This is a genomic window from Streptomyces sp. NPDC042336 (assembly GCF_055581985.1).
The window spans coordinates 634,342-657,477 of sequence record NZ_JBVJEA010000002.1; the positions used below are offsets into that span (position 1 = coordinate 634,342).

Sequence of the window (23,136 nt, forward strand, 5' to 3'; positions counted from 1 at the left end):
CGGATCGGGTGCGACCGCAGTCGGACTGCAATCGCAGTCAGGTCAGGCGGCGCGGGGGCCGGGCAGGGCGGGGTTCTCGGCTTCGACCTGGCGGCGGATCTTCCCGGCCTGGGCGCGGGAGTTCGGGAGGCTGGCGTCGCCGAGGGCTTCGACGACGGCGCTCTCGGTGGGCCGGTGGCCGAGGCGCAGCCACAGGGACCGGACGACGTAGTGCGGGGTGCCGGGCTCGTAGCAGGGCACCGACTGCTCGGGAGCGTCGGCCGGTGTGGTCGTGTCGTCAGCCGGGGGTGGCGTGGCGGCCTTCGCCGTGACGGTGTGGCGGACCGGTTTCGCCGTGGCGGCCGGAGACGCTACGGCGGGGCGGGGTGTGGCGGCCGGGAGTTCGGGGCCGCTACGGAACATGGTGGCGAGCGCCGTGTTGGCGCCGTCGATGATGCGGGTGTTCTGAACGTCGGTGAGGGCGCTACCGAGGTTGGCGTCGTGGTGGCCGAGGCGGGCCATGAGCCGCCACGCCGCAAGCTCGGAGTAGCGGCGGACCAGCTTCCAGGGGTGGTGCTCGGCGCGCGCCCGGTGGTAGGCGATCCGGGTGAGGATCGCGGCGTTGCGACGCTGCGCCTCGACGTCGACGCCGGTGCGGTGCACGACGATCCGCCGGGCGAGGAGGCCGAGTCCTTCCGCCGCTACGGTCATCGCCATCGGGGTGATCGCGAAGACGACGGCCTCGCGGCCGGTCGGCGCGACGACGACACCGACGGCGGAGGTGGTGGCGGGGAGCAGCCACAGGCCGGCGCGGACTGCGAGGGGCGCGGCCTGGCCGAGCATGGTGAGGCCGACGAAGACGAGGGCGAGGACGAACACGGCGCCTTCGCCGGCGGCGACGACTCCGGCTGCGGTTCCTCTGCGGTGGAAGACGGAGACGATGTTGACGTAGGTGCCGATGCCGCCTCCGATACCGACGGCGATCATCGGCAGGGCGGCGGCGGCGAGGACGATCTTCTGGCCTCGGGTCAGTGTCTTCACGGTGTCGTCTCCGTGCGGGGTCAGCGTCGGCGACGCGGGCGGCGGGGTGTGTGGTTGCGCCAGGCGTATGCGGCGAGGGCGGTGGTGATGAGGAACGGGCCGGTCTGTGCGGTGGCGAGGGCGAGGAGGGCGAGGGCGGTGAATCCGTAGCGGGCGAGTGGGGTGCGGAGGGTGGCGGTGAGGGGCGAGTAGCCCCGGGCGCGCCGTGCGGGGGTGCGGCCCATGTCGGGCTCCTCTCGGGGTGCTGCCGCGCGGGACGGGGGGATGGTCGTACCGCGCGGCAGCGGTCTGCGGGGGTGGGGCGGTCAGTGTTGGGGGTGGGGGCGGGGTGGGCGCACGGGGAGGGGTGGCTTCGTCCGCTCGTGCTCGGCGCTCATTGGGCGGCCGCCGGGCGGGGCAGGGTGAAGGGGCTGGGCTGTTGTTGCGGCTGGCCGTTACGATCGGTCACGGTCTCTCCTGGTGATGTCAGGGGTGGACTGGCCCCGACCGGAGGTGCGAACTCTGGCCGGGGCGCTTCTGTTGGTGCAGGAACGACCGTAGCACTTATTTGCGTCAACGCAAATAAGTTGAGAGGATGGGGCCATGCCCAGCTCCCCGAACGAGGGCGAGCGCGCGCCGGAGGTGCCGAAGTTGGTGACGATCCCTGAGATGCCAGCTCTCCTGGAAGCGGCAGGCCTGAAGAAGGTCGGCCCTGCGCGCATCCGTCAGTTGGCTACCGACGACGAGGACTGGCCTGCGCCGGTCTTCGAACGGGGCCGCACGCGGATCTTCGAGTGGGCGGCCGTGGAGCGGTACTTCCGCAGCCGGACCCTTCGCCAAGGGGAGCGCACCGACCTCGACAAGAAGAAGGCGGCTCCCGATGACGCACACACCCAGCCCGACCGCCGCAGCGACCGGTAGGCGCGCTGCTGTGTACCGCCTGTACGACGCGGAGGGGGCGCTGCTCTACGTCGGATCGTCCTACGACCCCGAGCACCGCTGTCGCGCACACCTTGGCAAGCCGTGGTGGCCGTTCGTCACGCGCCGTGAGGACGATTGGCACTCCGGTCGGCGTGCCGCGTACCTCGCCGAGATGCGCGCGCTGGCGACCGAGGGACCGAAGCACAACGACTTCGGTACACCTGGGTACCGGACCCCGCAGACGGATGCAGTGATCAGGCGGGCCGAGGCGCAGCGACTGCGGGGGAGGGTGCAGTCAGCTTCGTGGAAGGTGTGGCGGCAGGTCCGGGACGACGCACTCACCGACGGCCTCCCTGCCGTAGAGGCGGCCGAGGTGGCGCATGAGGCGCGCCGCTCGGTGATCGCAGCCAGCGGCCTGTTCCCTGATTGGGTAGCCCGCTGGCAGCCTGAGGCGCCGTAACCCCCACAACGCTGGGAGCCCCCGTCGACCTGGACGACGGGGGCTCTCGTGTGCAGCAACCCGGACGCGTCGGCAGAGCAGTGCGACCGTCCGGTGATCCCATCATGCGGAGGGTGTCAAGCCGGTCGGCGTACCCCGTGGTGCGCGCCGCCCGGCTGGGTCGGAGGGTGGGGGTATGGCCACCGACCGCCCCGTGATCGTGTACCCGCCCGACGAACAGGGTGGCCGGCGCGTGCGGGTCGACGGACAGATTCTCGGCCTGGCGTACAGCGTCCGGGATGTGGCGGCGTTCTTGCAGGAGGCTGGCCTTCAGGAGTTCGACGAGATGGATGTGGTGCGCAGCGCGTTGATCGAGTGGCGCGGTGGCGGGCCGGACGTGTGGACGCACTGAGCAGAGGTGCGCCCCACCTGCTGGGGGCAGGCGGGGCGCGTGTCTCCGGGGGTCTCTGCCCCGCTGCGGCGTTGGTCCCCGGTGGGGCGCGGCGTGGTGCGGGAGGGATGCGGTTGCCCGGACCCGACCTGTTCCCGGCAGACGGTGCCCGCTCGGCTGTGCGATCCGACTGTTCTCGGGTGCCCGGGTTTCCCGCGGGCAGACGAGCGGGCTGGGGTTCAGGATGCCACGGCCGTCAAGCCGGAGCTACTCCTTGCCGTGGACAACGAGGGCGTAGGCGCGGGCCAGTTCGGCGAGGCGTGAGATCCGCGAGTCGTAGTCGAGGTTGGCGGCCTCGACGTCGTTAACGGCCTTGGCAATCGATTCGAGGAGCGCCTTGGCGGCGGCCTTCTGCGTGTCGTACTTGCTGGTGCTGCGTTCGGCGAGGTTGGTCATGGGTTCTCCGTGGGTGGCGTGGTGCTTGCGGTGTGAACGACGCGTGAAGGACCGGTGTGGTTCCCGGTCTGCTGGTGCTGGTCGGCGTGGAGGTGCTGGAGGGGGAACCGGCCACCGCAGGTGCACGGGCCGCTGCTGTCGCCGGTGGGGTCGTACCACCAGCGGGCGCCGCGGTCGTCGGCGTGGCTGCCCTGGTGGCCGGGGCGGAGGGTGCACTCGCTGCGGGGGCCAGCGACCCAGGCGGGCATGAGGTGGCCGCAGTGCTCGCCGGGCCCGGTCGCTTGGGTCGCTGCCGGGGCGGGCGAGGGCTGCTCCCCGTGCAGGAGGTCGTCGGCGGCCGTCGGGTTGGGGCAGTCGAGGCGGGAGCAGGTGACGTAGCCACCAGAGCCGAGGAAGAGGCTGGCGCCTCGACAGGCGGGGCAGCGGCCCTTGACGAGCGGGTGAGCGGCGGCGGCCGGGGCGGTGGAGGCGGGCAGGTCGGTCATCGGTTCCTCCGTGCTGCGCGCTTGAGGGCGCGGCGCGTGGCTCGGTTCGGTCGGGGGTCGGGCGTCTCGTCGTCGACCAGCTGCTCGACGCGCACCAGCTCGGTCTGCCAGGTGACGCCCGGCCGGGGCGCGCGCTCCGGCCGGGGGCTCGACGACGGGTCGGTCACGTGCTGCTCCTGGGGTCGTCGGGCTGGTCGAGGTCGAGGTCGAGGTGGTTGACGATCTGCCAGAACCGGTCGACCTCCTCGGCGGCGAGCGCGGTCTGGTCTTGGGCGAGGATCGCGCCGATGGGGATGATGCGGATGCGGGCGGTGCGATGCCCGACGATCCAGCCGGCGGGTGCGGCAAGGATCGCGGTGAGGATCAGCCAGGGGATCACGGGGTCACCTCGCGGATGTTGATCCCTGCGGCGCGCGCAAGCCTGATGCAGTTGCGGGTGCCGTAGTTGGGCTGGCCGGGCTCAGGGAAGGCGAGCGCGTAGTCGGGGCGGGGCTGCTTGGCGACCATGGCGACGTTACGGCGGGGTCCGGCTCCCGGGCAGTAGTCGGGCAGTAGGCCGGGGTGGGCTGTGTCGCCTGGCCGTTTGATCCGCCGGTGCCCGGGAGTGGTCGGGCAGTTGGGTGCGCAGTTGTCCCAGTCGGCGGGCATGGGGTCTTCGAGGATGCCGTGCCGGTTGCCAATGCTGTTGATCCAGTCGGAGGCGTTCTGGTCGGCGGAGTTGGCGCCGGGGCAGGCGCCATGTCGGACGATGACGGGGCCGTCGGCGATGTTGAACGCGATGTCCGCGAGGGTTCCGGCGACGACGCCGGGCTCAGTGAGGGCGCGGGACCCCATCAGCAGGATGATGGTGGCTTTCACGTCTGCTCCTCGTAGGTGATCGGCTGGGTGTAGGCCCAAACGGCTGTGCGGGCGCGTGCGGGCCGAGTTCGGGGTGTGGCGTCGCGAGAGTCGCGGGGCGGGGGTTGAGGCCGGGAGACGGGCGCCTGCACCCTGCGGTGGGGCCAGGAGGCGGCGCCCTGGTGGCCGCACATCCACGCGGTCAGCGCGGCCACCAGGAGCACGAGTGCGGCAAGGTCGGTCACTGCGCCCCGCCCTGCCGCTTGGCGGTGCAGCTCGGGCACAGGTCGATGAGCCGGCCGCCACCATGCCGGGCCGTCCAGCCCTGCTCCCGCCCATCGGCGCGCACCGCGCGCGCCGTCCGCGACGCGAAGCTGTTGGCGACGGCGGCGGACTCGGGGCAGTCGGTGTGCTCGTCGGGGCCGTCGCAGTAGACCTCGTAGCCGATCACGTAGGCGGTCACGGTCGCGCCCCGTCCTGCCGCTCGGTGGTGAACTCGATGACGATCTCCTCGTCGCGGACGTGGAAGCGCAGGACGTCGGCAGGGAGTGCGGTCCCTACCGGGACCTGGTGCGCCTCCCGGTAGGCGACCTGTGCGGCTGTCCACGCCTTCCCGATCTCGTCCGAGGCTGCGCCCCAAGGTTCGGCGGCCGGGACGATCCAGCGGCGGATGGTGCGGGTGACGGTCTCGCTGGTGTAGTCAGCCACGGTCGGCCCCGTCCTGCCGCGCCCCGGCGGCGGGCTCGGCCTGCTGTTCGGCGAACGGCGGACAGTCGCAGTCCGGTCCGGCAGCAGCGCCACAGTCCTGGCAGACGCCCCACGCGGCGGCCTGTGCCTCGGTGGCTGCCGTCTCGTCGGCCATACGACTTCCGTTGAGCAGGTCGCGGATGTCGCGCTGCGCCTCCCGGTAGCCGTTGCCGAACTCGTTGCGCGCGGTGACCACGTCGCTCGTCACCCACTCGCGGACGCGCTCAAGCCGATCGGCGCTCGTGTCGGTGTCGTGGTTGGTGGTCGCGGGCAGCACGGCGGCGAGGACGTCGTCCACGTGCCTCTGGTAGTCGTGCGGCTCCAGGCTGTCGTAGCTGAAGCCGTCGGCCTCGGCGAGTACACGGCGCAGCGTCTCGCGGAGCGCGGTCTGGTCCACGGTCTGTGTCCGGCTGGCCTCGTAGGCGGCCAGCAGCCCCTCCGGCGTGCCGTAGCCCAGGGACTGGCAGAACGAGAAGTCGATCGCGTTCAGGAGCTGCTCACGGATCGGAGACTGAACGACGGGCGGCAGCGGCACAGGCGGGGCGGCACCCAGCAGCGTCCGCAGCGCGGCGAGACCTTCCGCCGTCAGGCCGACGTCGACGGCCCACGCCTGCGTGTCCAGGTAGGTGATCTCCGGCAAGTGCAGGATGACGCCGTCCCGGTCAGGGTCCGGCGTGACGGTCGGAGCGGTGGTCTGGTCGGTCATCGGGTCTCCAAGGGTCGGGGTGGGATGATCAGGGCCAGGCCCGGCGTGTCAGCAGCACGCCGGGCTGCGGCGTTCATGCGGCGGTCTGGTCGGGTACGGCGGTGAGGTGCCGGCGGGGCCCGCGCGACTTGCTGGTGGTGAGGGCGGCTTCGAGCTCGGCGCGGTGCTGCGCCTGCTCCTCGGCGGTCCACGGTCGGGGTGCGCGCTGCTGCGCCGTGCTGGTGGGTTGGGCGTGGCCGAAGGTGCCGGTCGGCAGGGCCTCGGCGAGCAACTTCTCGTAGGGCGTCACCGCGGGGCCTCCTGGGTGGCGTACATGGGCGGTTCGCCGTCGCGGACGCGCTGCCGATCGACACGGGCGCGGACCTGGCTGACCCAGGCGGCGAGGTCGGGGGCGGGCATGTTGGCGAGGCGCAGCAGGTAGTCGGCGTGGCATGCCCGGTCGAGGGGGCAGGGGCAGGCGAGGTCTTTGCCGCGGAGCCGTTCGAGTCCGGCGAGGATGCGTTCGCGCTGCTGGTCGCCTTCGTTGGTGGGGGCGTCGGAGCGGTTCCCGGCGAGCCAGGTGCGGTAGTTGGCGGCTGCGGCGGCGTGGGGGTCGTCGTAGCCCATCTCCTGCATGAGGCTGACTTTGCAGGGGTTGCCGTAGCGGCTGCTGCGGTCGACGATCATGCCGCCGCGGAGTGGGTGGGCTGCTCCGGCGAGGGTCCAGCCCTCCGTTCGGCGGCGCTGGATGCGGACGGGCGTGCTCATCGGACGTCCTCCTGGGCTTTGAGTCGGGCCGCGTCCTCGGCTTCTTGGTAGCGGCGGGCGTGGACGGTGGGGCGGGCCCGGCCGTGGTCGTGGCAGGGGGTGCCGGGTTCGACTTGGCAGGCGGGGCAGCAGGCCGTGGCTTGGGCGTGGGCACTGAGTCGGGCGGGGTGCGGCTGCGGGAGTCGGTGTCCGGTGCGGGTGGTGCAGGGCTGGCCGGGGTGTGCGTGGCAGTGAGGGCAGCGGGCCGTCCGGGCGGGGTGCGCTGCTGTGGTGCGGAGGCTGGCGGGGCGCGGGGCACCCAGCGGGCGGGCGGTGGGTCGGCTGCTGTTGGTGGGGGTGTTCATGCGGCCCTCCCTCGTCGTGCGGCGCGGGTGCCGCGCCAGGTTCGGACTCCGGATCCGTCGCGGGTGGTGGTCCAGGAGGCGGGCTCGATCAGGCCCTCGTCGTGGAGGCGGTGCAACAGCTGGCCCCACATCGCCTTCGGGTTCGGGGGCTCGGGGAGTTTCTTGGCGACCTTGATGTGCCAGGAGGCGAACTCGCGGCCGGAGGCTGCTGCGGCGGCGAAGGCGGGGCGGACGCGGTCGACCCACGTCTCGAAGTCGTCACACGGTTCCGGCGCTGGCATTCCGTCGAGGGCGGGGGCTTCCCAGTTGGTGGTGCTCATCCCTGGCTCCTCTTCCGGATCTTGTACGCAGCGACGGCGAGGCGCTGGCACGCGCGGCAGGACCGGCCGCCCGACCAGACGTAGGTGTTCTCGGGGGTGAACTCGTGGCCGCGGTGGCAGTGGGTCTTGCGGGCGTTCAGGGCGCTGGGGCTGGTGCCGCGCTGGGTGTTCTCCCCGGGCGTGACTGGCTCCAGGTGGGCGGGGTTCACGCACCGCCGGTGGAGGCAGTCGTTGCCGCCGGGGCAGGTGCGGTCGGTCGAGTGGCAGGTGTGGTCGAGAACTCGTCCGTCGGGTATGGGGCCGACGTAGGCGAGGTAGGCGACGCGGTGGGCGCTGTCTCGGCGGGTGGCCTGCATGACGCCGTATCCGTCGCGATCGAGGGCCCTGTCCCAGAGCCAGCAGCCGGTGTTCGGGTCGGTGGTGCTGTTGTCCTTGATGCGCTTCCGAACGTCTGCGCGGTACTGCTCGTCGTCCCACGCGGTGCCGTCGAGGGCGGGCTGCACGGTCATTGGCCGGCCTCCAAGGGGGTGGGCTTCTGCCAGCTGGGGCAGTTGGAGCGGAGCCCGTTGCTGATGTCGTGGCGGGCGAGGCATTCCTGTGGCCAGCCGGGGTGTTCGGGGTAGGGACCGTCCTCGGCGGGTTCGAGGTGCCAGCAGGTTTTGCAGGCGCGGGTGTCGGGGTTCTTCCAGCAGCGGCCGATGTGGGCTGTGGCGGCGGTCTTCTTGGACCATGTGCGGCGGCAGTAGGGGCACTGGTGGCGGGTGACGACGATGGGCGTCGGGAGGCTGACGGTGGTCACAGGGCACCCCGCAGTCCGGCTTCCAGTTGCTCGTCGGTGCCGCGGTCGAAGAGGTCGTTGAAGTCGATGAAGCCGGTGGTCTCTTCGCGTTCGCGGGCGTAGCTCCAGTCGCGGACGCAGAGCCAGAGGACGGGCGGGGTCTCCTGTTCCCAGGGCTGTTCCTCGCGGACGTAGCGGAAGACGACGCGGGTCTGGTGGCACCAGGTGCAGGGGCCGGTGTGGGCGGTGCCGAGGCGGAGGAGGATCTCCTGCCGGTCCAGCTCGCGCTGGACGTCGGCCCACGTCGTACCGCAGCGGGCGCAGTCGCCGGGGTTGGCGAGGCTGCCGTGTGGGGGCTGGACGGGGAAGCTGTGCTTGCAGAGCGACACGGTCATGACGCGGTCTCCTGGGTGTGGCGGGCGGGCGCGCCGGCGGGCAGGGCGAAGAGGTCGAGTTGGTCGCCGATCGGGCGGTTGGCCCAGAGGACTTCGGTGCGGGCCTTGTCGGCCTTGGCGTTGCCCGTCATCGACGCCTGCTCGTACCGGTCCCAGCCCTCGAACAGCTCGGCGTACAGCGGGCTGTCGTAACCGGACAGAACGACCGTCGCCCGGCAGCCGGTGAGCGCGGCCGCTAGTTCGCGGTGCTGCTCCTCGGTCTTCATCTCGTGCCGGTACCGGGTCGTTGCCTCGCGGGTCGTGCCGAGGTACGGCGGATCGACGTACAGCAGCACCTCGGTGTGCCGCCCGTACTTGGCGATCAGGTCCAGCGCGGGCATCGACTCCAGCGACACCGCGTGCAGCCGCTCGGCGACCGCGGCCATGCGGTCGACGTAGCCGTCCAGGTAGGACGGCATCCCGAAGTTGCCCTTGGCGCCGGGGTTGACGTAGTGCCGCCAGCCGTTCTTGCGGAGCTGCCCGCCGAGGGACTGGGAGAGGCGGACCCAGACCCGGCGGGCCTGCTCCAGTTCATCAGTGGCGGGCTCGTGGGCGGCGAGCATCTCGGCGCGGCCGTGTGGGGTGAGGGCACAGGCGCGGATCAGGTCGTCGGGGCGGTCGCGGAGGATCCGCCAGAACAGCATCAGTTCACCGTCGAGGTCGTTGACGGTCTCCATCGGGGAAGGCCGCTTGGCGAGGAGGACGGAGAGGCTGCCGCAGTAGGGCTCGACGTAGTGGCCGCAGTCGGGCAGCAGGGAGGCGATCCAGGGGGCGATGGTCTGCTTCGACCCGAAGTAGGGGACGGGGCTCTTCACGACGCGGTCTCCTCGATGATGTCGGCGTCGGGGATGTCCTCGTCCTGGCGGGCGAGGAACCGGGCTGAGGCGGCGCGGACGCGCTCTTCCTCGGCGGCGCGCTGTTCGGGGGTCTGCTGCGGCTCGCCGGCCGCGGCCCGGAGGCGGGCGGTGTGGGGTTTCGCGAGGGGCTTGCCGAGGGGGTGCTTCTTCGTGGCGTAGCTGGACTTGCAGGGGAAGCCGATCTCGGCGGTGCACATGGGGCAGGCGATGCCGAGGGGTCCGGTTCGGCGGACGGTGTCGATCAGCTCGGCGACCGGCTCGTCGTCGGGCACCTCGCGGTTGCCCTGCCAGCCGCGGGCCTCCAGCTCGCGCATGAACTGCTTGCTGGGGCCGCCTTCGAGAGCGGGCCGGCCAGTCGGGGCGGCGACGCGGCCGGAGGCGATGGCGCGGACCTGGCTGCGGTAGCGGGCGAGGTACTCAGCGGTCGTCTCGTTGGGCATCGGCTCGTACTGGAAGTTCTGCAGGCGGGCGTTACGGAGCTTGGTGCGGAGCGTGCGGACGTGGTGCGGGAGGATCCACAGCCGCTCGTTGGGGTTCTGCGGCGGGGTTGTGTAGAAGGCGGCGACGGCGTCGCGGGCGTCCTGGTCGAACGGCATGTCGTTGAGGGCGGCTGCCCAGGATTGGGCGGCTGCGACGGAGGGCTGCCGGTTGTCGAAGCCGGAGCAGTGCGCGAGGAGTTCGGCGGCCTCTTCGGCGTTCACGCGGAGTCTCCTTTCTGGCGGAGCTGTTGGGAGATGGCCATCCATCCGGCGACCTTGGCGTCGGTTCCGGTGAGGGGGACGCCGGGCTGGCCGGGGAGGGCGATGACGTTGGTCGGCTGGGGCTTGCGGAGTTCGGCGAAGGCGAACTGGAGGGTGCCGCCGGTGACGGGCTTGCTGTTTTCACCGAGGCGGGCTAGGGCGGCGCGCAGCTCGGTGGGGTCGATGCCGTTGGTGAGGGCGTCGGTGATGGCCTGGCGGATGGTGCGCTTCGCCTGGGCGGTGCGTCGGCCGTACTGCTCCCACCACTCGTCGAGGAGTTCGTCGGCGGGGCCGCGGTTGGTGCGGCGTGCGGGGAGGTTCTCCTGACGGTTCTCTGTTGGTTCTATGACAGGTTCGGGTGAACTTTGGACGGGGTTTCCGGTCTCAAAGTTCGGGGTTTCTGCTTCAAAGTTCGGGGTTTCGGGCGCAAAGTGCGGGGTTTCTTCAGCCGATACCCCGTCGTTCTGACGGGGTTCCTGGTCAGTAACCCCGTCAGATGTGCGGGGTTTCGGGACGATGCGGTAGCGGTTCGAGCGGTGTCGGCCGCCGCCGTTTTCGACGTCCAACTCCCCGAGTTCGGCGAGTACGGCGATGGCCTTCTGTACGGCGCGGGGGCTGAGCTTCGTGCGCTCGGAGAGGTCATCGATGGACGGCCAGCAGTAGCCGTTGTCGTCGGCGCGGTCAGCCAGCGCGAGCATGACGAGCCGTGCCCCGTTGCGGGACTCAGACCGGGCCCACACCCAGTTGGTGACCTTGAAGCTCACGGGATCTCATTTCGTGTTCGTGCTGGTCAGGGCATGCCGAGTAACGCCCCTGATCAGGGCGGTTGTTCGAGCGCCTTACCTGACTGCGATTCTACCCCAGGGTGTATAGTCACCCGCAATACATTCGGCATACAGGATCGCCGGTGGGGGTGTGTTGCGGGTGAGAGGTCAGCTACCCTGTCGACATGACGACGAAGGGAACCCCCGGCCGCATGGTCCGTATCGACGACGCGACCTGGGCTGCATACGGGGAGCTGTGCGAGGCGGAGGGCACGTCGCGGGCCGACGACCTGCGCCGGCATGCACACGCCCGCGTCGCCGCGTGGCGGAAGAAGCAGGCCATCGAGCGCCGGCTCAAGCACCTCAGCGACGAACCCGCTGACGGCGACATCTTCTGATCGCATACCCTCCTCCTCTCTTCTCCGGGCCCCGCACCGTGTGGTGCGGGGCTTCGTCGTGCGGTCAGTCGGCTTCCGTGACGGGCCCGTGGTCGGCGATCAGCTCCCGCCAGCGGATGAAGTGCGAACCGGTTGCGGTCCAGCGGGCGCCGCGCTTCGTCCAGCGCCGGCCAGTGCGGTCGGTCACCGCGCGGACGCCGGCCGGGGCCTGGAAGCTGCCGGGCCCGTCGGGCCGCCAGGAGCGGGCGGTCACCGTGGCGTCTCGGTGGTCTGCTGCTTGGCGGCGGAGACGACGGTGGACAGCAGCCAGAGGGCCAGCCATCCGCCGATCCAGATCCGGGCCCAGGTGGGGACGGTGCCGGAGGCGACGACGTAGGCGATGGGTGGGAGTTCGAGTCCGAGGGCGATGACGCGGCCGGCGATCCGGGCGCCGGGTTTGGTGCTGGTGGTCTTCACGAGGTGGTGTCCTTCGGTGTGGCCCGCGGTGCGGGCGTGAGTCCGGGTGCGGGTTCGGGGAGGCCCTTCTCCCGCCACGGCGAGTGGGTGGTGCAGCGGGGTCCGCAGGGGTAGGGGCGGACGGGCCCGTCATGCTCGGCGGGGATGTCGCAGACGAGCCCGCCGCCGGTCATGCCGCGGCCTGCTGCTGGCGTCCGGCCGCCCGCGCCGCCGCTTCCCGCTGCTCGACGGCCCGTTGTTCCGCGCGCTTCCGGGCGTCCCGGATCCGGCCGTCCTCCAGGTGCGCCGGGTCCACGCACGCCGCCACCGCGCACGTCGGGTGGATGTGCCCCGACGCGGGCCGGCCGTGGCCGACGAGGAACGCCGCCCGGCGTGGCGTGTAGTAGACGTCCGCGAAGTACAGCTGTTTCGGGCCGGTCCATTCGAGGTGCCCGTCGTGGATGATCGTGTGCCGTTCGACGGCCTCTTCCAGGGTGGCGGGCTTGCGGACTTCGTCGATGTCCGCCGCGGTGATCTGGCGGGCGGCGCGGCGGCGGAGCCTGCGGCGTTCGTGGTCGTCGAGGCCGCCGTAGATGCCGTAGTTGATGCCCTCGTTGAGGGCGAAGGTGAGGCAGTCGGAGGCGACGGGGCAGCGGGCGCAGACGGCCTTCGCCTCGAAGATGACGTGCTTCGCGCCGCCCTCGCTGCCGTTCGGGAAGAACAGCTCGGGGTCCTCGGTGAGGCACGCCGAGTTGTCGCGCCAGTCCTCGGCGCGCGCGGTCCCGCCGGTGTACGTGTTCATGCTGCTGCTCCTGAGAAGATCGCTTCGAGCTGGGTGGTGAGGGTTTGCCGGATGACCCGGTCTTCCAGGTGGGCGGGGGCGACGCATCGGGGGAAGCCGCAGCCGGGCCGGATCCGGCCTTCGGGCTCCCGGTCGTGGACCAGGCCGAACGCAACGCGGTAGGCGGTGTACGCCTCGCCGGCGTGCGTGAGGACGGGCAGGCCCTCCCGGCGGGTGCCGGTCCACTCCAGGTGGCCGCCGTCCGCGGGGCGGGTGCGGGCCCGCCAGGCTTCTTCCAGCGGGAGGGCGGTCTGCACGATCGCGGGGAGCCCCAACTCGGCCCGGATGCGGGCGACGCGCAGCGGGTTGGTGCGCAGGGTGCGGCCGATGTATCGGTTGGAGTGGCCCTCCCGGAGTAGGGCGATGATCTCCGAGCGGGGTACTCCCGGCGGGCCCGACTTCCGCGGCGGCCGGGCGGCACGCGCGGTGGCCTGCCGCATGGGGGTGTCGGCGAGGTGTTCTCCGGCGACACAGGTGGGCTGGCCGCACGTCGGGTAGACGACGCCCTGCGGGTCGCGGCCGTGGTGCAGCCGGAAGGCCACGCGGTAGGCGGAGACGCTGTCGCGGCGGTAGCGGACCATCGGCGCGTCGGAGCCGGTACGGACCCCGGTCCACTCGACGTGCCCGCCAGCAGCGGGGACGGCGTGGTCGCGGAAGGCGTCCTCGACCGTGGCGTACCGCGGTTCGTGGCCGAGCCGCGGCGCGGGCAGCCCCAACGTCTTGCGGATGTTGGCGACGGTGGGGCGGCTCACGCCGGTCTGCTCGGCGATGGCCGTCTCCGTGAGCTCGCCGGAGCGAAGCAGCGCGGCGATCTCCTCACGCGGGACGGGCCGGTAGCCGGTCATGCCGCCACCTCCACCGCGGGCGCCCCGGGGTGCAGGGCGATGTCCTCGCCGGTGAGGGCCTCTACGGCCATCGCGACCAGGTCCCGTGCTGCGTTCGGCGTGACGGCGTTGCCAAGCATCTTGACCTTGGTCCGCTTGTCGCGCGGGGTCAGGATGTACTCCGGCGGGAACTCCATGGCGGCCTGGTACTCGTGCGGCTCCAGCATCCGGAACCGCATGTCCTCCGCGGACTCCGCGCGGCCCCCGTGCAGCGCCGCAGCGCCTTCGACTGTGGTCACCGTCGGCAGCGGCTCACTCGCCGGCCGTGCGATCGAGGTGCTGTAGTACGGCAGCACCATGTCTGGTGCCGCGAGGTACAGGTGGTTGCCGCCCGCGCACACCGTCGCCGTCGGCTCCGTGATCGCGCGGTGTGACGACGAGCCCCCGCGCAGTTCCACCATGTACGGCGGCACGGCCAGCCCGGTCTCGTTCCGTGTCGAGCACGTCCGCATTGGTCCGTCGATGGACAGCGGGCTCTTGCCCTCCCGGCCCTCGACCGGCACCAGGTAGGGGCGGGCGAACTGCTCGAACCCGGCACGGATCCGGCGCATGGTCGCTGGGGCCAGCGGGTCCAGGCCCGCCTCCTTGCGGTCCCGGATGGCGACCGCGGGCAGCGTCCAGTCGACGATCTCGTGTGCGGCTCGAACCGTCGGTTCGACGACGGCGTTGCGGCATTCGACGCGCGGGCAGCGCCACACGTACTGGTTGCGGGCGCCGTACTTCCCCCACGGCTTCAGCGGGTTGCACAGCTTCGTCGTCTTCCAGCCCTGGATGGCGCGGACCAGGCCGTGGTCTGGGCAGAGCGCGGCGGGGCGGAGCCACTTGTCGAAGTCCGGGGCACGGGTGCCCTTGAGCCAGAACACGTCGTACTTACGGTCCCGGTTTTGCGCCGCGCCGCGGCCGAGGGCCTGCGCGTGCATGGAGTTCAGGTAGACGGCGCGGTGCTCGTAGCCCCACGCCTTCATGGTGAACAGCCAGGCGTCGTAGACGGCGCCGCGGTTGCTCTGGGGGCCCCACCAGCGGGATTCGACGACGTTCTCGACGATGATGATCGGGTACTGGTGGGCCTCGGCGAACCGAGGGACGTCCCACATGGTGGCCCGGGAACGGATGGCGGTCTCGTCGGTACCGTCCGGGGCGAACAGGCCGTCGTTCCACTCGCCGTGGTCCCGCTTCACTCCCTTCGCGTTGGAGTGATTCGTGCACTCCGGCGACGCCCACAGGATGTCCGTCTTCGGGTAGCGGGTCGGGACGACCTGGGAGATGTCGGCGCAGTCGTGGCGGGTGTCCGGGTGGTTGGCCTGGTGGGTGTCGATGGCGTGCCGGGAGTGATTGGCCGCCATCAGAACCTCGACGCCGGGGATCTGGATGGCACCAGTGGAGGAGCCGCCGGCTCCGCAGAACAGATCGGTCATGGTGATCACCGGGTCACCGCCTTGTCGTCGACGGGGATGACGGTCTGGATGTCGAGGGCCCGGGCCAGCAGCTCGGTGAACTGGGCGCCGGTCATGGTGACGTAGCCGTCGGCGGCCGAGCCCTTCCCGGTCCGCTTGTGCCAGACCACGCCGAGCCAGGCGCCGTCGTTCTGCCGCTCGACCTCGGCCTCCGCGATCCACTCGGGCAGCCGCCGCGTCGCGGTGTTCTTCGCCTCGATGACGACGCCGACGACACCGGCGATGTCCCCGCGGTCCTTCCGGGATCCGGCAAGGCGGCGTTCGGCGAACGGCCAGCCCGCGACGCGGAGGTGTTCGACGATGGCCCGCTCCCAGGCGGAGCCCTTCGCCTTGTTCTTGCTGGTCACTGGTCCCCCCAGATGGTGATGTGTCCGTTCGAGCAGGTGTGGGCGCCGGCGTGGAGGACGACGGGGACGTCGTCGCCGCAGGGCCGGCACGGTCGGAAGGCTTGGGTGACGACCGCTCCGAACTCGGGGTGCGGGAAGCTGGTGCGGGCGGTCGCGCGGTGGGCGCGGTGGCGGCCGAAGTGGGAGACGACGGCGCGGTAGGTGAGCTTCACGCCGCACTCCCCTCGACCGCCCGGGCGGCGGCCAGTTGGTCGCGGAGTTGCTGCGCTTCGCGGGTGAGCTGGACGTTGGCGGCGATCAGCTCGGAGCGGTCCGTGTCGAGGGCGCGGCGGGCCCGCTCCGACAGGGCCAGTTGCTGCCGCAGTCGGGCGTCACCCGCGGCGGGCTGGTACTGGATCGGGGTGTCGGGGTGCTCGTCGCGGTGGTGCTGGACGAGGGACTGCATGCGGTGGATGGCGGTCTCGCGCTGGGCGGCGAGCTGCTCGGCCTCGGCGCGCTTCTTGGCCTCGTGCTGGTAGAGGGAGCGCAGAGCGTCGTGCTTCGAGCGGCGGACGAACATCAGCGGGACTCCGATCGGGGGTGCGGGATGAGTGGCCAGTCGCCGCGGACGCCGTCCGCGTACTGCTCCTTGCCGGGGGTGTTGCGGAAGTAGTCCGCGAGGGACTCCGCCTGCTCGCGCGCCCACCCGATCTGGAGGGCGTGCAGCTCGTCGATCGACGCGGTACCGACCTCGCCGTGGGTGGAGGCGATCCGCCACGCCACCCGGCACGCCGCAAGGGCGTCCGCGGCGGCGTCGTGCGCGCCGTCGAGCGGGACCTGGTAGTGGCGGCACAGGTCGGTCAGCGTCCGCTTCCCGCGCCGGTACTGGTCGACGTGCTTGTCCAGGACGAACGGGTCCACGACCCGCAGATCCGGGCCGACGGTCTCGGCGAGGGGCTGCACGCCGTGGCGGCGGGCCTCCCGGTCGAGCATCGTGAGGTCGTAGCTCGCGTTCATCGCAACAACCGGGATTCCGGACAGGACCACCGCGGTCAGCGCGGTGACGATCTCCTCGATCACGTCGGCGGCCGGACGACCTTCCTTCCGAGCCCGCTCGGTGGTGATGCCGTGGACCGCGGCGGCGCCCTCCGGGATCTCCACGCCGGGGTCGGCCATCCACGTGGCCGAGGCGACGGGCTGCCCGGCGCCGCACTGGACGACGCAGGCGGTGACGATCCGGTCCCGCTCCGGGCTGACGCCCGTGCTCTCGATGTCGAACCCGGCGAGGCGGCCCAAGTACCAGGGCGGCGCCTGCTGGCTGGTCTGCCCGGCGCTCATCGGGCGCCCACCTTGGTCGCGGACCTCTTCCGTCCCTTGGCGCGACTGCATGCGCGGCATACCCGCCATCCCTCAGGCGTCACGTAGGTGTTCGGCTGGTCATAGCGATGGCCGGCCGGGCAGTGCGTCTTCGCGATGTTCGCCGCGGCGAGCGTGTTGCCCCGGCGGGTGTTCTCGCCTTGGGCGACTGCTTCGAGGTGGTCGGGCCGAACGCATCGACGGTGACGGCAGTTCTCCACAGACACACACGCGTCGTCCCACCCGTGGCACAGGTGGTCGAGGACCAGTCCCTCCGGAATAGGGCCCTTGTGGAGTTCGTAGGAGTACCGGTGGGCGTAGACCTGCTTGAGGTTGGCGCTGAACACGCCGTACCCACTCCTATGGACTCCGGCAGTCCAGATCCAACACGTCTCGGTCTTGGTGACCTTTGACCAGAACCGCTCTCGGTTCCTGTCCTCGCGGGTTGCTGTCATCGGGCTTGCTTCCTGTGAGATTCTTCGCGGACCCGGGGAGCGGCTGATTTGGGCAGTCGCTCCCCGGTCAGTCGTGGATGTGTCACGCGGGCGGCTGAGCGACCGCGGGCCAGGCCGGGGCCGTCTCCTCGACGACCTCGGCCGGGTACACGCCGTCCTCGTCGGGCTCCGGGTCGCGCCCGGCGTCCGCCTTCACCTCGTCCGCGCGCTTCTTCAGCGCGGCAACCAGGTCGTCAGTGAGGTGGCCGGCGGCGTGCGCGGCGCGGTACACGTCCTGCACGTCGTCGACCGTGAGCGCAGCCTCCGCGTCAGCGAGGTAGTCCGGACGGGGCGCCTCGATCGCCGCGCGCGCCTGCCCCGTGGCGCCCGAGTCAAGGGCGGTCGCCGCGTTCATTGGTCCGGCGAGGGCCTGCCGCGGCGTCACCCCGCGCAGCTCGACTACGACGACGGGGAACTTCTTCGTCTGCCCGTCCGCAACCCGCTGGCGGGGTTCGATCCGCAGGTTCACCGGGACGAAGCCACGGCCGTCGGTCCCGGCGAGGACCATGTCGACCATGCCGCCCCACTCCTGCGCGGCGTAGAAGGAGTGGGTCTCGGCCCGCCACATGCCCATCCCGGACAGGTCCGGCAGCATTACGTTCAGGCGGGAAGTGGTGGAGCAGACGCGGCCCTTCGGCTGGAGGTGCCAGTCGTCACCGAACTGCCGGGCGCACAGGCAGGACTGGCGGGAGAGCAGTTCGGTCTCGCCGTCGCATCGGCGCTGGCATCCGCCCTTGGACCACATCTCGTTGTACTGGTTCAGCGGGTCGCCGGGGGTGATCAGTGCCTCGATCGACGACGCCTTCGTGATGACCCGCCACTGGGAGATCGTCGAGTTGAGCGGGTTCCACTGCTCGGGCTCGCCGCCCCACAGCTTCGCGGCGGTGGCGACGTGCTCCTCGCTGTGGGAGGTGATCACCCACGTTGACGAGCGCATCGGACGGTTGCCCTGCGTGTAGCCGGTACGGAGCCGGCCGTGCTCGGCGGCGCGGGCTTGGATGTTCCGGAGTCGGGACCCCATGGTTCAGGCGGCCTTTCGTGCGGCGCGGCGTCGCGGAGCGGGCTCGTGGCCCGGGGCGAACAGCGCGGGGTAGGTGGACGGGGCGGCGTGCAGCCAGCGGGTGGTCTCCAGGGCGCCGCGGAACGCGCGGTGCGCGGTCCGGTCGGCGGGCATCGGGACCAAGGCGTGGCTGGCGGCGCGGAGGTTGAGGACGCCGGTGCGTTCGATGCGGGGCATCGGCTGCTCGGTGTCGTCGGGAAGGAGGACCGACTCGCAGTAGCGGAGCGCGGCCAACTGGAGGGTGTTCTCCGGGTACACCGACCGGGCGGAGCGGGTGGCGGAGGACTTGTAGTCGATCAGCCACAGCTCCAGCCGGCCGTCGGGCCCGGTCGGCAGCCACACCATGAGGTCGGCGGTGCCGGCGTAGCCGAGTCGGCGGTGCAGGCACGTGATCTCGGTGGCCTCGATGTGCTCGGCGAGGTCGACGCCCCACGAGGCGAGCCAGGTGTCGAGTTGGGCGACGTAGGGGTTGACGATCGGGTCGTCGGCGACGGGGGCGCCGAGGACGCGGGCTTCGGCGGCGGTGTGGACGCGGTCGCCGAGGTCGGCGGCCTGCTCGCGGACGTCGCGGTGGACGGCCTTGAGTTCCTTCGTGAGCGCGGTCCGGTCGTCGGCCACACGGTCGGTGAGGAGCGGCCAGCGGTCGAGGGCGTACTCCAGGGTGACCTTGACGCCCCACGGGACGAGGGCCTGCGTCTTGTTGACGGCGGTGTCGATGACGTTGGTGACGGAGACGAGGTCGGGGCCCCCGGCGGGGTCGCTGTAGTAGCGTCCCCGCGCGGTGTCGTGGGCGTGCTTGGGGTTGGTCACTGGGCTCCGTCCTGGGCTTGGCAGTGCTCGGGGTGGTCGGCGGCGAGGCGGGCGAACGCCTGGTCGGCGTCGAGGTCGAGGGCGTGCCGGTCCGGGTCCAGCAACGGGAGGGACTGGCGGAGGGCCTCGATGGCCGTGTTGCGCTGTCGGGTGACGAGGGCGGCGACCTCGGGCTGCAGAGCGGTCACGACGTCTCACCGCCCTCGGTGACGGCGACCCAGCCGGTGAAGTCGTCCGAGTCGAACGGGGACCAGGTGACGTCGCCGTCCTCGACGCGCCAGCCGAACGCGACCGTGTAGGTGCCGTCCGGGGACTGGTCGACAAGCTTGACGAGGAACCGGATGGTGGCCGCGTGGTGCTCGCGGGCGTAGGTGTGGCCGGGCTGGAAGAAGTCGGTGCGGAGGTTGTTGGGGCGGACCGCGCCCCGCTGGACCTTCGACGCGAGGCTGGCGATCGCGTCCGCCGCGTTCTCCTGGCGAGCCGGGTCGGTCGGGTAGTCGCGGGCCTTCTTCAGCAGCCACGCCACGAACTGCGTGTCCCGCTCCGCCAGCACCTCGGTGCGGACCGCGTTGTACAGCTCCTCGACGCGGGCGTCAGTGGTCTCGCGCGGGGTCCACATGTCGGCCAGCAGGTGCACGTACTTGCGGAGTTCGTCGCGGGCGCTCATGACGCCCTCCGCTGCTGGGAGGGGACGGGGCGCGGGGCGGCCAGCTCGGCCGTCGCATCCCGCAACTGCCCCAGCCCAGTGCCGTACACCGGGATCCGGCCCCCGTCCGCGACCCGGTCCAGGAGCTTCTCCACCCGCGCGTCGAACTCGTGCCGGGCGTGGGAGTCCCGGCCCTGGTGCTGCGCCGAGACGGCCAGCTGGTGCAGGTCCGCCATCTCCTCCGCGAACCCCATCGGGTCCTCGGCCGCGTCCGCGAACAGCTCCAGCAGGACCCCGCGGGTCAGCCACTGGGAGACATCGAGGTCGACGCCGTTCGCGGTCGGCCGGAGCGTGATCGGGATCGGAGCGGTGATCGTGTAGTGCTGGTTCATCGAGCGCCTCCTCGGCGGTGGCGGCCAACGGCCGCAGAAGAAGGAGAGGTGGGGAGGTGGCCGGTGCGGGCCCAATGCGGCAGCCGCGGGGCCGGCCGACGGCGAACGGCCTTGACGAGGGCGCGGTAGGCGCGGCGGGGGTTCAGGTCCGCGTTCACCAGCAGGAAGAACGGGACGAGGGAGCCGGAGAACAGGGCGACCGCGAGGAGCACGGCGGCCAGCACGTCGGCGCCCGACTGCCCGGTCACCGCGGGGCGCTCGCCTTCACGCAGCCCTTGTCGTGCTCGGGCTCGCAGGAGCACTTCGCGCAGCCGACGCACCACCTACTCGGGCCGTCACCGCACTCCGTGCACGCACCCTGCTCCGGCCCAGCCTGCGGGGCGAGTCGGATTACGGCGCCGTCGAACTCCGAGCCGTCGAGGCGGTTCCCCTCCCCCGGCGTCCGCCACAAGGCACACACCTTCTCGATCTCCGCGAGCGTCACCCGGCCCGGCACCTCCGGCGAGTGCTGCCAACGGCCCATGGCCGCCGACAGAAGCTGGTCGAGGAAGCCGTGCAGGTCGTGGTCCGACATGCCGTGCGCCCACGGAAGAGCGGGGCCCTGCTCCGGCTCGCGGAGCGCCTGCGTCGGCGCCAGCAGCCGGGTGAGCCCGTCGGCTTCGGCCGTCATCAGATCCTCGGTACGAGCGACCAGCAGCTTCGCCAGGTGCTCGGTGTGCCGGGCGGCCCTCTCCTTCGCGGCCTCCAGCTCGGCGATCCGCTCCCGCAGCCGGGCGTTCTCGGCGTGCTCCCGCCGCATCATGGCGACCGACGACTCCGCCACTGCCACCGCATGCCGCGCCGTCTCCACCGCCAGGTCGTGCTCGGCCGCAGCCTCCGGGTCCTGCAGCAAGCAGGCCGACTCCAGCGCGAACGCCGCCACGCTGGCCAGGTCGTAGGCCGGGCCGTTCACGAACGCCGCGTCAATGACCTTCTTCGCCGCCAAGGCGAGAGGCGAGATACTCATGCCGCCACCGCCGCAGCAACCTCGTGGATGACGGACTCGGACGACGGCAGGACCACGGTCACGTGCACCGGGATCTCCGGGAACCTCACCGGGGAGTCCGTCCACGTCTTCGTGTGCAGCGTCCACACCGTCTGCCCGGACGGCAGGTCCACCTTCGACACGGTGCCGCCCTGCACGAACAGCCACTCGGCCAGCACGTCGATGTCCGTCGCGGTCACCAGCACCGCGTCCGTCGTCGCCTGCACCGCGATGTGCGAGGAGTCGGGAAGCTGCTGGTAGGAGCAGGTCGAGCGGTAGCTCTCTTCGTTCCGGTCACGGGCGGCCTGCCGGTCGAGGAACGACAGCGGCTGTACGACCGGGGTCTGCAATGATGTGGCCACGGTGGCCTCACTTCCTGGTTGATGTGGGCGCCGAGTCGTTGGGTCGTCGGGTCGCATCCGGCGGCCCTTCGGCGCGTTCAGGGGTCAGGTGCCGGCGAGTGCCGGGGTCTTGCGGAGGCGGCGCGGGCGGCCGGTCGACGGCTTCGGCTTGGCGTTCGCCCTGGCCTCGCGCTTCGCGTCGGACTCTTCGAGCGCGATCTCCGCAATCACCGCGAGGTCCGCGGCGGTGAACTTCAGCCGGCCCGCCATGTAGCGGCCGGGGAACTGGCGGCCCTTGCTGCCGTCGGCGGGCCGGTTAAATCCGTCGCGGAGCCACTTCTCGCCGCGCCTGCCGGTCTCGTCGGGGTCGCGGAGTTTAAGCTTCACGGCGGCTTCGGCGACGTCGTAGAACTCGGCGAGCACGGGCTCGTCAGTCGGGGTGGGGGCGTCCGGCGCCTTCGTGGCGGCCATCGGAGTCCTTCCTGTGGTCGTCCTCGTTGGGGGCGAGGAGTCGGCGGTCGTCTTGCTGGATCTGCAGGACGGTGCGCAGGCGCTTGTACGTGGGGGGCCGCACATTCCGCCGCACGCCGTTCTCCAGCTGGCTGAGGTACGGGCCACTGATGCCGGCGGCTTCGGCGCACTCGTCTCTGCTGAGTCCGAGGTCTTTGCGGCGGGTGCGGATCTCCGCCCCGTCCACCGGGATGGTGGGTTGGGGTTTCTCCATGCACTGAACCTAGCGCACGGATCTATATGAAACTAGATGTACGCATCGGTAACTTGTAGATGGCTCTAGTTTTCTCTAGATAGATCTAGTGAGGGCGGGCTTAGTTCTGGCCGCTCACCCTGGGTATCGAGCCATGCACACAGGTGCGTATAGCGGTAGCTAGAGGTAGCTGTCATGATTGGCGGCATGGCGCCCCCCAGCGATCAGACCGCCCGACACCTGCAGAAACTTGCTGCTCTGGTGACACAGCGGCGCGCCCAACTCCGGCTCAGCCAGGAGAAGGCAGCGAAGGTGTGCGGCGGCCTCGCGTACATGACGTACAGGAAAGTGGAGGAGGGGCTGCCTGTCCGGCCCTCCACCTACGCGAAGGTCGAGATCGGCTTCGGTATGCGCGCTGGCTCCTGCAAGGCGGTGATCGACGGCGCAGCCGACTCGATCACGCTGGAGGACGGCACCGAGCTGATCCAGGGTGCGGCCATCACGCCGCTGGATCCGGCCACCCTGGAAGAGGGGTTGCGGGAGGCCGTGCGGAAGGGGGCCACGGTGACAGCTCCCGGGCTCACACTGGGTGAGGTTGAGGCCATGAATGAGCGAATCATGGAGGAGTTGCGAAGGCGTGGAATTTTGCCCTCCGGGCTGTGAACTGCAGCCTTCCGCAGCACAACCTTTTCACCGTTACCGTAACGTTACCTCTTGAGGCTGATGAATCCTCAATTACCCCTACCCGCGCACACGTTCGGCGTGTGACGCTTGGGCTTCCACTCAGGGGGTTTCCCGCACGGCAGCAATAGGGGGACCTGGTATGGCAACGGTGATCCAGTACGACGAGCCCGGCTTCATGGGCCGAGTCCTCGACGTAGCAGGTGAGATCGTTTGCATCCTGGCCCCGGCAGCCGCCACCGACCGTTCGATTCAGGCGAACGTGAGGCGAACGTTCCGAGGCCAGGGAATCGACTGCCGAAGCTGCGCCGAATGCCCCGTAGGGC

Annotated in this window: 45 protein-coding genes and 1 pseudogene; 5 read left to right on the plus strand and 41 right to left on the minus strand. The window is 71.1% G+C overall.

What is annotated here, in order from left to right; translation table 11 throughout:
• Positions 1-42: 42 nt before the first annotated feature.
• On the minus strand, positions 43-1,020 hold the full coding sequence (locus tag ACZ6IM_RS08185) for a hypothetical protein (RefSeq protein ID WP_469555054.1): 978 nt from the start codon (positions 1,018-1,020) through the stop codon (positions 43-45).
• A 20-nt stretch (positions 1,021-1,040) separates the two neighbouring features.
• Positions 1,041-1,244, minus strand: a complete 204-nt coding sequence (locus ACZ6IM_RS08190) for a hypothetical protein (protein WP_469555056.1) — start codon at positions 1,242-1,244, stop codon at positions 1,041-1,043.
• A gap of 358 nt (positions 1,245-1,602) precedes the next feature.
• On the opposite strand from ACZ6IM_RS08190, the gene ACZ6IM_RS08195 reads away from it, so the two are divergent.
• The 3 genes from ACZ6IM_RS08195 (at position 1,603) to ACZ6IM_RS08205 (ending at position 2,771) form a co-directional block, all read left to right on the plus strand.
• On the plus strand, positions 1,603-1,920 hold the full coding sequence (locus ACZ6IM_RS08195) for a hypothetical protein (protein WP_469555058.1): 318 nt from the start codon (positions 1,603-1,605) through the stop codon (positions 1,918-1,920).
• Positions 1,921-1,930: 10 nt separating this feature from the next.
• Complete coding sequence (locus tag ACZ6IM_RS08200; protein ID WP_469555060.1) at positions 1,931-2,380, plus strand: hypothetical protein; 450 nt, start codon at positions 1,931-1,933, stop codon at positions 2,378-2,380.
• Between the two features lie 175 nt (positions 2,381-2,555).
• The gene (locus tag ACZ6IM_RS08205) at positions 2,556-2,771 is read left to right on the plus strand and encodes a hypothetical protein (protein ID WP_469555062.1); all 216 of its coding nucleotides are present in this window, start codon (positions 2,556-2,558) and stop codon (positions 2,769-2,771) included.
• A gap of 246 nt (positions 2,772-3,017) precedes the next feature.
• Here ACZ6IM_RS08205 and ACZ6IM_RS08210 read toward each other — a convergent pair whose 3' ends face one another.
• The 19 genes from ACZ6IM_RS08210 to ACZ6IM_RS08300 form a co-directional block, all read right to left on the minus strand.
• On the minus strand, positions 3,018-3,206 hold the full coding sequence (locus tag ACZ6IM_RS08210) for a hypothetical protein (RefSeq protein WP_469555064.1): 189 nt from the start codon (positions 3,204-3,206) through the stop codon (positions 3,018-3,020).
• Positions 3,203-3,691, minus strand: a complete 489-nt coding sequence (locus tag ACZ6IM_RS08215) for a hypothetical protein (RefSeq protein WP_469555067.1) — start codon at positions 3,689-3,691, stop codon at positions 3,203-3,205. Before ACZ6IM_RS08215 ends, ACZ6IM_RS08210 begins: the two co-directional genes overlap by 4 nt.
• Complete coding sequence (locus ACZ6IM_RS08220; RefSeq protein WP_469555070.1) at positions 3,688-3,858, minus strand: hypothetical protein; 171 nt, start codon at positions 3,856-3,858, stop codon at positions 3,688-3,690. The genes ACZ6IM_RS08215 and ACZ6IM_RS08220 overlap by 4 nt, the downstream gene beginning before the upstream one ends.
• The gene (locus ACZ6IM_RS08225; RefSeq protein ID WP_469555071.1) at positions 3,855-4,070 is read right to left on the minus strand and encodes a hypothetical protein; all 216 of its coding nucleotides are present in this window, start codon (positions 4,068-4,070) and stop codon (positions 3,855-3,857) included. The genes ACZ6IM_RS08220 and ACZ6IM_RS08225 overlap by 4 nt, the downstream gene beginning before the upstream one ends.
• Positions 4,067-4,549 (minus strand): hypothetical protein, encoded by a 483-nt coding sequence (locus tag ACZ6IM_RS08230; protein ID WP_469555073.1) that lies wholly within the window; start codon positions 4,547-4,549, stop codon positions 4,067-4,069. Before ACZ6IM_RS08230 ends, ACZ6IM_RS08225 begins: the two co-directional genes overlap by 4 nt.
• Positions 4,546-4,773: a hypothetical protein gene (locus ACZ6IM_RS08235; protein ID WP_469555076.1), complete on the minus strand. Its 228-nt coding sequence runs from the start codon at positions 4,771-4,773 to the stop codon at positions 4,546-4,548. Before ACZ6IM_RS08235 ends, ACZ6IM_RS08230 begins: the two co-directional genes overlap by 4 nt.
• On the minus strand, positions 4,770-4,991 hold the full coding sequence (locus ACZ6IM_RS08240; protein WP_469555078.1) for a hypothetical protein: 222 nt from the start codon (positions 4,989-4,991) through the stop codon (positions 4,770-4,772). The genes ACZ6IM_RS08235 and ACZ6IM_RS08240 overlap by 4 nt, the downstream gene beginning before the upstream one ends.
• Positions 4,988-5,236, minus strand: a complete 249-nt coding sequence (locus ACZ6IM_RS08245) for a hypothetical protein (RefSeq protein WP_469555080.1) — start codon at positions 5,234-5,236, stop codon at positions 4,988-4,990. The genes ACZ6IM_RS08240 and ACZ6IM_RS08245 overlap by 4 nt, the downstream gene beginning before the upstream one ends.
• On the minus strand, positions 5,229-5,981 hold the full coding sequence (locus ACZ6IM_RS08250; protein WP_469555082.1) for a hypothetical protein: 753 nt from the start codon (positions 5,979-5,981) through the stop codon (positions 5,229-5,231). The genes ACZ6IM_RS08245 and ACZ6IM_RS08250 overlap by 8 nt, the downstream gene beginning before the upstream one ends.
• A 73-nt stretch (positions 5,982-6,054) precedes the next feature.
• A complete protein-coding gene (locus ACZ6IM_RS08255; protein ID WP_469555085.1) occupies positions 6,055-6,270 on the minus strand; it encodes a hypothetical protein in 216 nt (71 codons plus the stop codon).
• Positions 6,267-6,728 carry a DUF4326 domain-containing protein gene (locus tag ACZ6IM_RS08260; RefSeq protein ID WP_469555088.1) on the minus strand — a complete coding sequence of 154 codons (462 nt, stop codon included), beginning with the start codon at positions 6,726-6,728 and terminating at the stop codon, positions 6,267-6,269. Before ACZ6IM_RS08260 ends, ACZ6IM_RS08255 begins: the two co-directional genes overlap by 4 nt.
• Positions 6,725-7,072, minus strand: coding sequence for a zinc finger domain-containing protein (locus ACZ6IM_RS08265; RefSeq protein ID WP_469555089.1), 348 nt, complete (start codon positions 7,070-7,072; stop codon positions 6,725-6,727). The genes ACZ6IM_RS08260 and ACZ6IM_RS08265 overlap by 4 nt, the downstream gene beginning before the upstream one ends.
• Positions 7,069-7,392, minus strand: a complete 324-nt coding sequence (locus ACZ6IM_RS08270; RefSeq protein WP_469555091.1) for a hypothetical protein — start codon at positions 7,390-7,392, stop codon at positions 7,069-7,071. Before ACZ6IM_RS08270 ends, ACZ6IM_RS08265 begins: the two co-directional genes overlap by 4 nt.
• Positions 7,389-7,901: an HNH endonuclease signature motif containing protein gene (locus tag ACZ6IM_RS08275; RefSeq protein WP_469555093.1), complete on the minus strand. Its 513-nt coding sequence runs from the start codon at positions 7,899-7,901 to the stop codon at positions 7,389-7,391. The genes ACZ6IM_RS08270 and ACZ6IM_RS08275 overlap by 4 nt, the downstream gene beginning before the upstream one ends.
• Positions 7,898-8,191 carry a hypothetical protein gene (locus ACZ6IM_RS08280; RefSeq protein WP_469555095.1) on the minus strand — a complete coding sequence of 98 codons (294 nt, stop codon included), beginning with the start codon at positions 8,189-8,191 and terminating at the stop codon, positions 7,898-7,900. The genes ACZ6IM_RS08275 and ACZ6IM_RS08280 overlap by 4 nt, the downstream gene beginning before the upstream one ends.
• The gene (locus tag ACZ6IM_RS08285) at positions 8,188-8,565 is read right to left on the minus strand and encodes a hypothetical protein (RefSeq protein WP_469555097.1); all 378 of its coding nucleotides are present in this window, start codon (positions 8,563-8,565) and stop codon (positions 8,188-8,190) included. Before ACZ6IM_RS08285 ends, ACZ6IM_RS08280 begins: the two co-directional genes overlap by 4 nt.
• Positions 8,562-9,419 (minus strand): DNA adenine methylase, encoded by an 858-nt coding sequence (locus ACZ6IM_RS08290; protein WP_469555098.1) that lies wholly within the window; start codon positions 9,417-9,419, stop codon positions 8,562-8,564. Before ACZ6IM_RS08290 ends, ACZ6IM_RS08285 begins: the two co-directional genes overlap by 4 nt.
• The gene (locus tag ACZ6IM_RS08295; protein ID WP_469555101.1) at positions 9,416-10,162 is read right to left on the minus strand and encodes a zinc finger domain-containing protein; all 747 of its coding nucleotides are present in this window, start codon (positions 10,160-10,162) and stop codon (positions 9,416-9,418) included. Before ACZ6IM_RS08295 ends, ACZ6IM_RS08290 begins: the two co-directional genes overlap by 4 nt.
• The gene (locus tag ACZ6IM_RS08300) at positions 10,159-10,965 is read right to left on the minus strand and encodes a helix-turn-helix domain-containing protein (RefSeq protein ID WP_469555104.1); all 807 of its coding nucleotides are present in this window, start codon (positions 10,963-10,965) and stop codon (positions 10,159-10,161) included. The genes ACZ6IM_RS08295 and ACZ6IM_RS08300 overlap by 4 nt, the downstream gene beginning before the upstream one ends.
• A 185-nt stretch (positions 10,966-11,150) precedes the next feature.
• Between ACZ6IM_RS08300 and ACZ6IM_RS08305 the strand changes: the two genes are divergently transcribed.
• Positions 11,151-11,363, plus strand: coding sequence for a hypothetical protein (locus tag ACZ6IM_RS08305; protein WP_469555107.1), 213 nt, complete (start codon positions 11,151-11,153; stop codon positions 11,361-11,363).
• A 64-nt stretch (positions 11,364-11,427) separates the two neighbouring features.
• Here ACZ6IM_RS08305 and ACZ6IM_RS08310 read toward each other — a convergent pair whose 3' ends face one another.
• The 20 genes and pseudogenes from ACZ6IM_RS08310 to ACZ6IM_RS08405 all read right to left on the minus strand — a co-directional run bounded on the left by ACZ6IM_RS08310 (position 11,428) and on the right by ACZ6IM_RS08405 (position 22,150).
• Positions 11,428-11,616 (minus strand): hypothetical protein, encoded by a 189-nt coding sequence (locus ACZ6IM_RS08310; protein WP_469555109.1) that lies wholly within the window; start codon positions 11,614-11,616, stop codon positions 11,428-11,430.
• Positions 11,613-11,819, minus strand: coding sequence for a hypothetical protein (locus ACZ6IM_RS08315; protein ID WP_469555112.1), 207 nt, complete (start codon positions 11,817-11,819; stop codon positions 11,613-11,615). Before ACZ6IM_RS08315 ends, ACZ6IM_RS08310 begins: the two co-directional genes overlap by 4 nt.
• A gap of 517 nt (positions 11,820-12,336) precedes the next feature.
• Positions 12,337-12,600 (minus strand): annotated as a pseudogene (locus tag ACZ6IM_RS08320) (WhiB family transcriptional regulator); the annotation flags it as partial.
• Positions 12,597-13,484, minus strand: a complete 888-nt coding sequence (locus tag ACZ6IM_RS08325) for a hypothetical protein (RefSeq protein WP_469555115.1) — start codon at positions 13,482-13,484, stop codon at positions 12,597-12,599. The pseudogene ACZ6IM_RS08320 and the gene ACZ6IM_RS08325, both read right to left, overlap by 4 nt.
• Complete coding sequence (locus ACZ6IM_RS08330; RefSeq protein WP_469555272.1) at positions 13,481-14,938, minus strand: DNA cytosine methyltransferase; 1,458 nt, start codon at positions 14,936-14,938, stop codon at positions 13,481-13,483. The genes ACZ6IM_RS08325 and ACZ6IM_RS08330 overlap by 4 nt, the downstream gene beginning before the upstream one ends.
• 5 nt (positions 14,939-14,943) lie before the next feature.
• Positions 14,944-15,324, minus strand: a complete 381-nt coding sequence (locus tag ACZ6IM_RS08335; RefSeq protein WP_469555117.1) for a hypothetical protein — start codon at positions 15,322-15,324, stop codon at positions 14,944-14,946.
• Positions 15,321-15,536 (minus strand): hypothetical protein, encoded by a 216-nt coding sequence (locus ACZ6IM_RS08340; RefSeq protein WP_469555120.1) that lies wholly within the window; start codon positions 15,534-15,536, stop codon positions 15,321-15,323. The genes ACZ6IM_RS08335 and ACZ6IM_RS08340 overlap by 4 nt, the downstream gene beginning before the upstream one ends.
• Positions 15,533-15,883 (minus strand): hypothetical protein, encoded by a 351-nt coding sequence (locus ACZ6IM_RS08345; RefSeq protein ID WP_469555123.1) that lies wholly within the window; start codon positions 15,881-15,883, stop codon positions 15,533-15,535. The genes ACZ6IM_RS08340 and ACZ6IM_RS08345 overlap by 4 nt, the downstream gene beginning before the upstream one ends.
• Positions 15,883-16,641: an exonuclease domain-containing protein gene (locus ACZ6IM_RS08350; RefSeq protein ID WP_469555126.1), complete on the minus strand. Its 759-nt coding sequence runs from the start codon at positions 16,639-16,641 to the stop codon at positions 15,883-15,885. The genes ACZ6IM_RS08345 and ACZ6IM_RS08350 overlap by 1 nt, the downstream gene beginning before the upstream one ends.
• Positions 16,638-17,006: an HNH endonuclease signature motif containing protein gene (locus ACZ6IM_RS08355; protein ID WP_469555130.1), complete on the minus strand. Its 369-nt coding sequence runs from the start codon at positions 17,004-17,006 to the stop codon at positions 16,638-16,640. The genes ACZ6IM_RS08350 and ACZ6IM_RS08355 overlap by 4 nt, the downstream gene beginning before the upstream one ends.
• A gap of 190 nt (positions 17,007-17,196) precedes the next feature.
• Complete coding sequence (locus ACZ6IM_RS08360; protein ID WP_469555133.1) at positions 17,197-18,174, minus strand: recombination directionality factor; 978 nt, start codon at positions 18,172-18,174, stop codon at positions 17,197-17,199.
• A gap of 3 nt (positions 18,175-18,177) precedes the next feature.
• Entirely contained in the window at positions 18,178-19,023 is an 846-nt protein-coding gene (locus tag ACZ6IM_RS08365; RefSeq protein WP_469555136.1) for a hypothetical protein, read from the minus strand.
• Positions 19,020-19,211, minus strand: a complete 192-nt coding sequence (locus ACZ6IM_RS08370; protein ID WP_469555139.1) for a hypothetical protein — start codon at positions 19,209-19,211, stop codon at positions 19,020-19,022. The genes ACZ6IM_RS08365 and ACZ6IM_RS08370 overlap by 4 nt, the downstream gene beginning before the upstream one ends.
• Positions 19,208-19,690, minus strand: coding sequence for a hypothetical protein (locus ACZ6IM_RS08375; protein WP_469555142.1), 483 nt, complete (start codon positions 19,688-19,690; stop codon positions 19,208-19,210). Before ACZ6IM_RS08375 ends, ACZ6IM_RS08370 begins: the two co-directional genes overlap by 4 nt.
• Entirely contained in the window at positions 19,687-20,061 is a 375-nt protein-coding gene (locus tag ACZ6IM_RS08380) for a hypothetical protein (RefSeq protein ID WP_469555145.1), read from the minus strand. The genes ACZ6IM_RS08375 and ACZ6IM_RS08380 overlap by 4 nt, the downstream gene beginning before the upstream one ends.
• A complete protein-coding gene (locus ACZ6IM_RS08385) occupies positions 20,058-20,309 on the minus strand; it encodes a hypothetical protein (RefSeq protein WP_469555148.1) in 252 nt (83 codons plus the stop codon). Before ACZ6IM_RS08385 ends, ACZ6IM_RS08380 begins: the two co-directional genes overlap by 4 nt.
• A complete protein-coding gene (locus tag ACZ6IM_RS08390; RefSeq protein WP_469555150.1) occupies positions 20,306-21,067 on the minus strand; it encodes a hypothetical protein in 762 nt (253 codons plus the stop codon). Before ACZ6IM_RS08390 ends, ACZ6IM_RS08385 begins: the two co-directional genes overlap by 4 nt.
• On the minus strand, positions 21,064-21,447 hold the full coding sequence (locus tag ACZ6IM_RS08395) for a hypothetical protein (RefSeq protein ID WP_469555153.1): 384 nt from the start codon (positions 21,445-21,447) through the stop codon (positions 21,064-21,066). The genes ACZ6IM_RS08390 and ACZ6IM_RS08395 overlap by 4 nt, the downstream gene beginning before the upstream one ends.
• Positions 21,448-21,531: 84 nt before the next feature.
• Entirely contained in the window at positions 21,532-21,897 is a 366-nt protein-coding gene (locus ACZ6IM_RS08400; RefSeq protein ID WP_469555156.1) for a hypothetical protein, read from the minus strand.
• Positions 21,857-22,150 carry a helix-turn-helix domain-containing protein gene (locus ACZ6IM_RS08405; RefSeq protein ID WP_469555158.1) on the minus strand — a complete coding sequence of 98 codons (294 nt, stop codon included), beginning with the start codon at positions 22,148-22,150 and terminating at the stop codon, positions 21,857-21,859. Before ACZ6IM_RS08405 ends, ACZ6IM_RS08400 begins: the two co-directional genes overlap by 41 nt.
• 186 nt (positions 22,151-22,336) lie before the next feature.
• Here ACZ6IM_RS08405 and ACZ6IM_RS08410 point away from each other — a divergent pair, with 186 nt between their 5' ends.
• Entirely contained in the window at positions 22,337-22,792 is a 456-nt protein-coding gene (locus ACZ6IM_RS08410; RefSeq protein WP_469555161.1) for a hypothetical protein, read from the plus strand.
• The last annotated feature ends 344 nt before the right edge of the window (positions 22,793-23,136 follow it).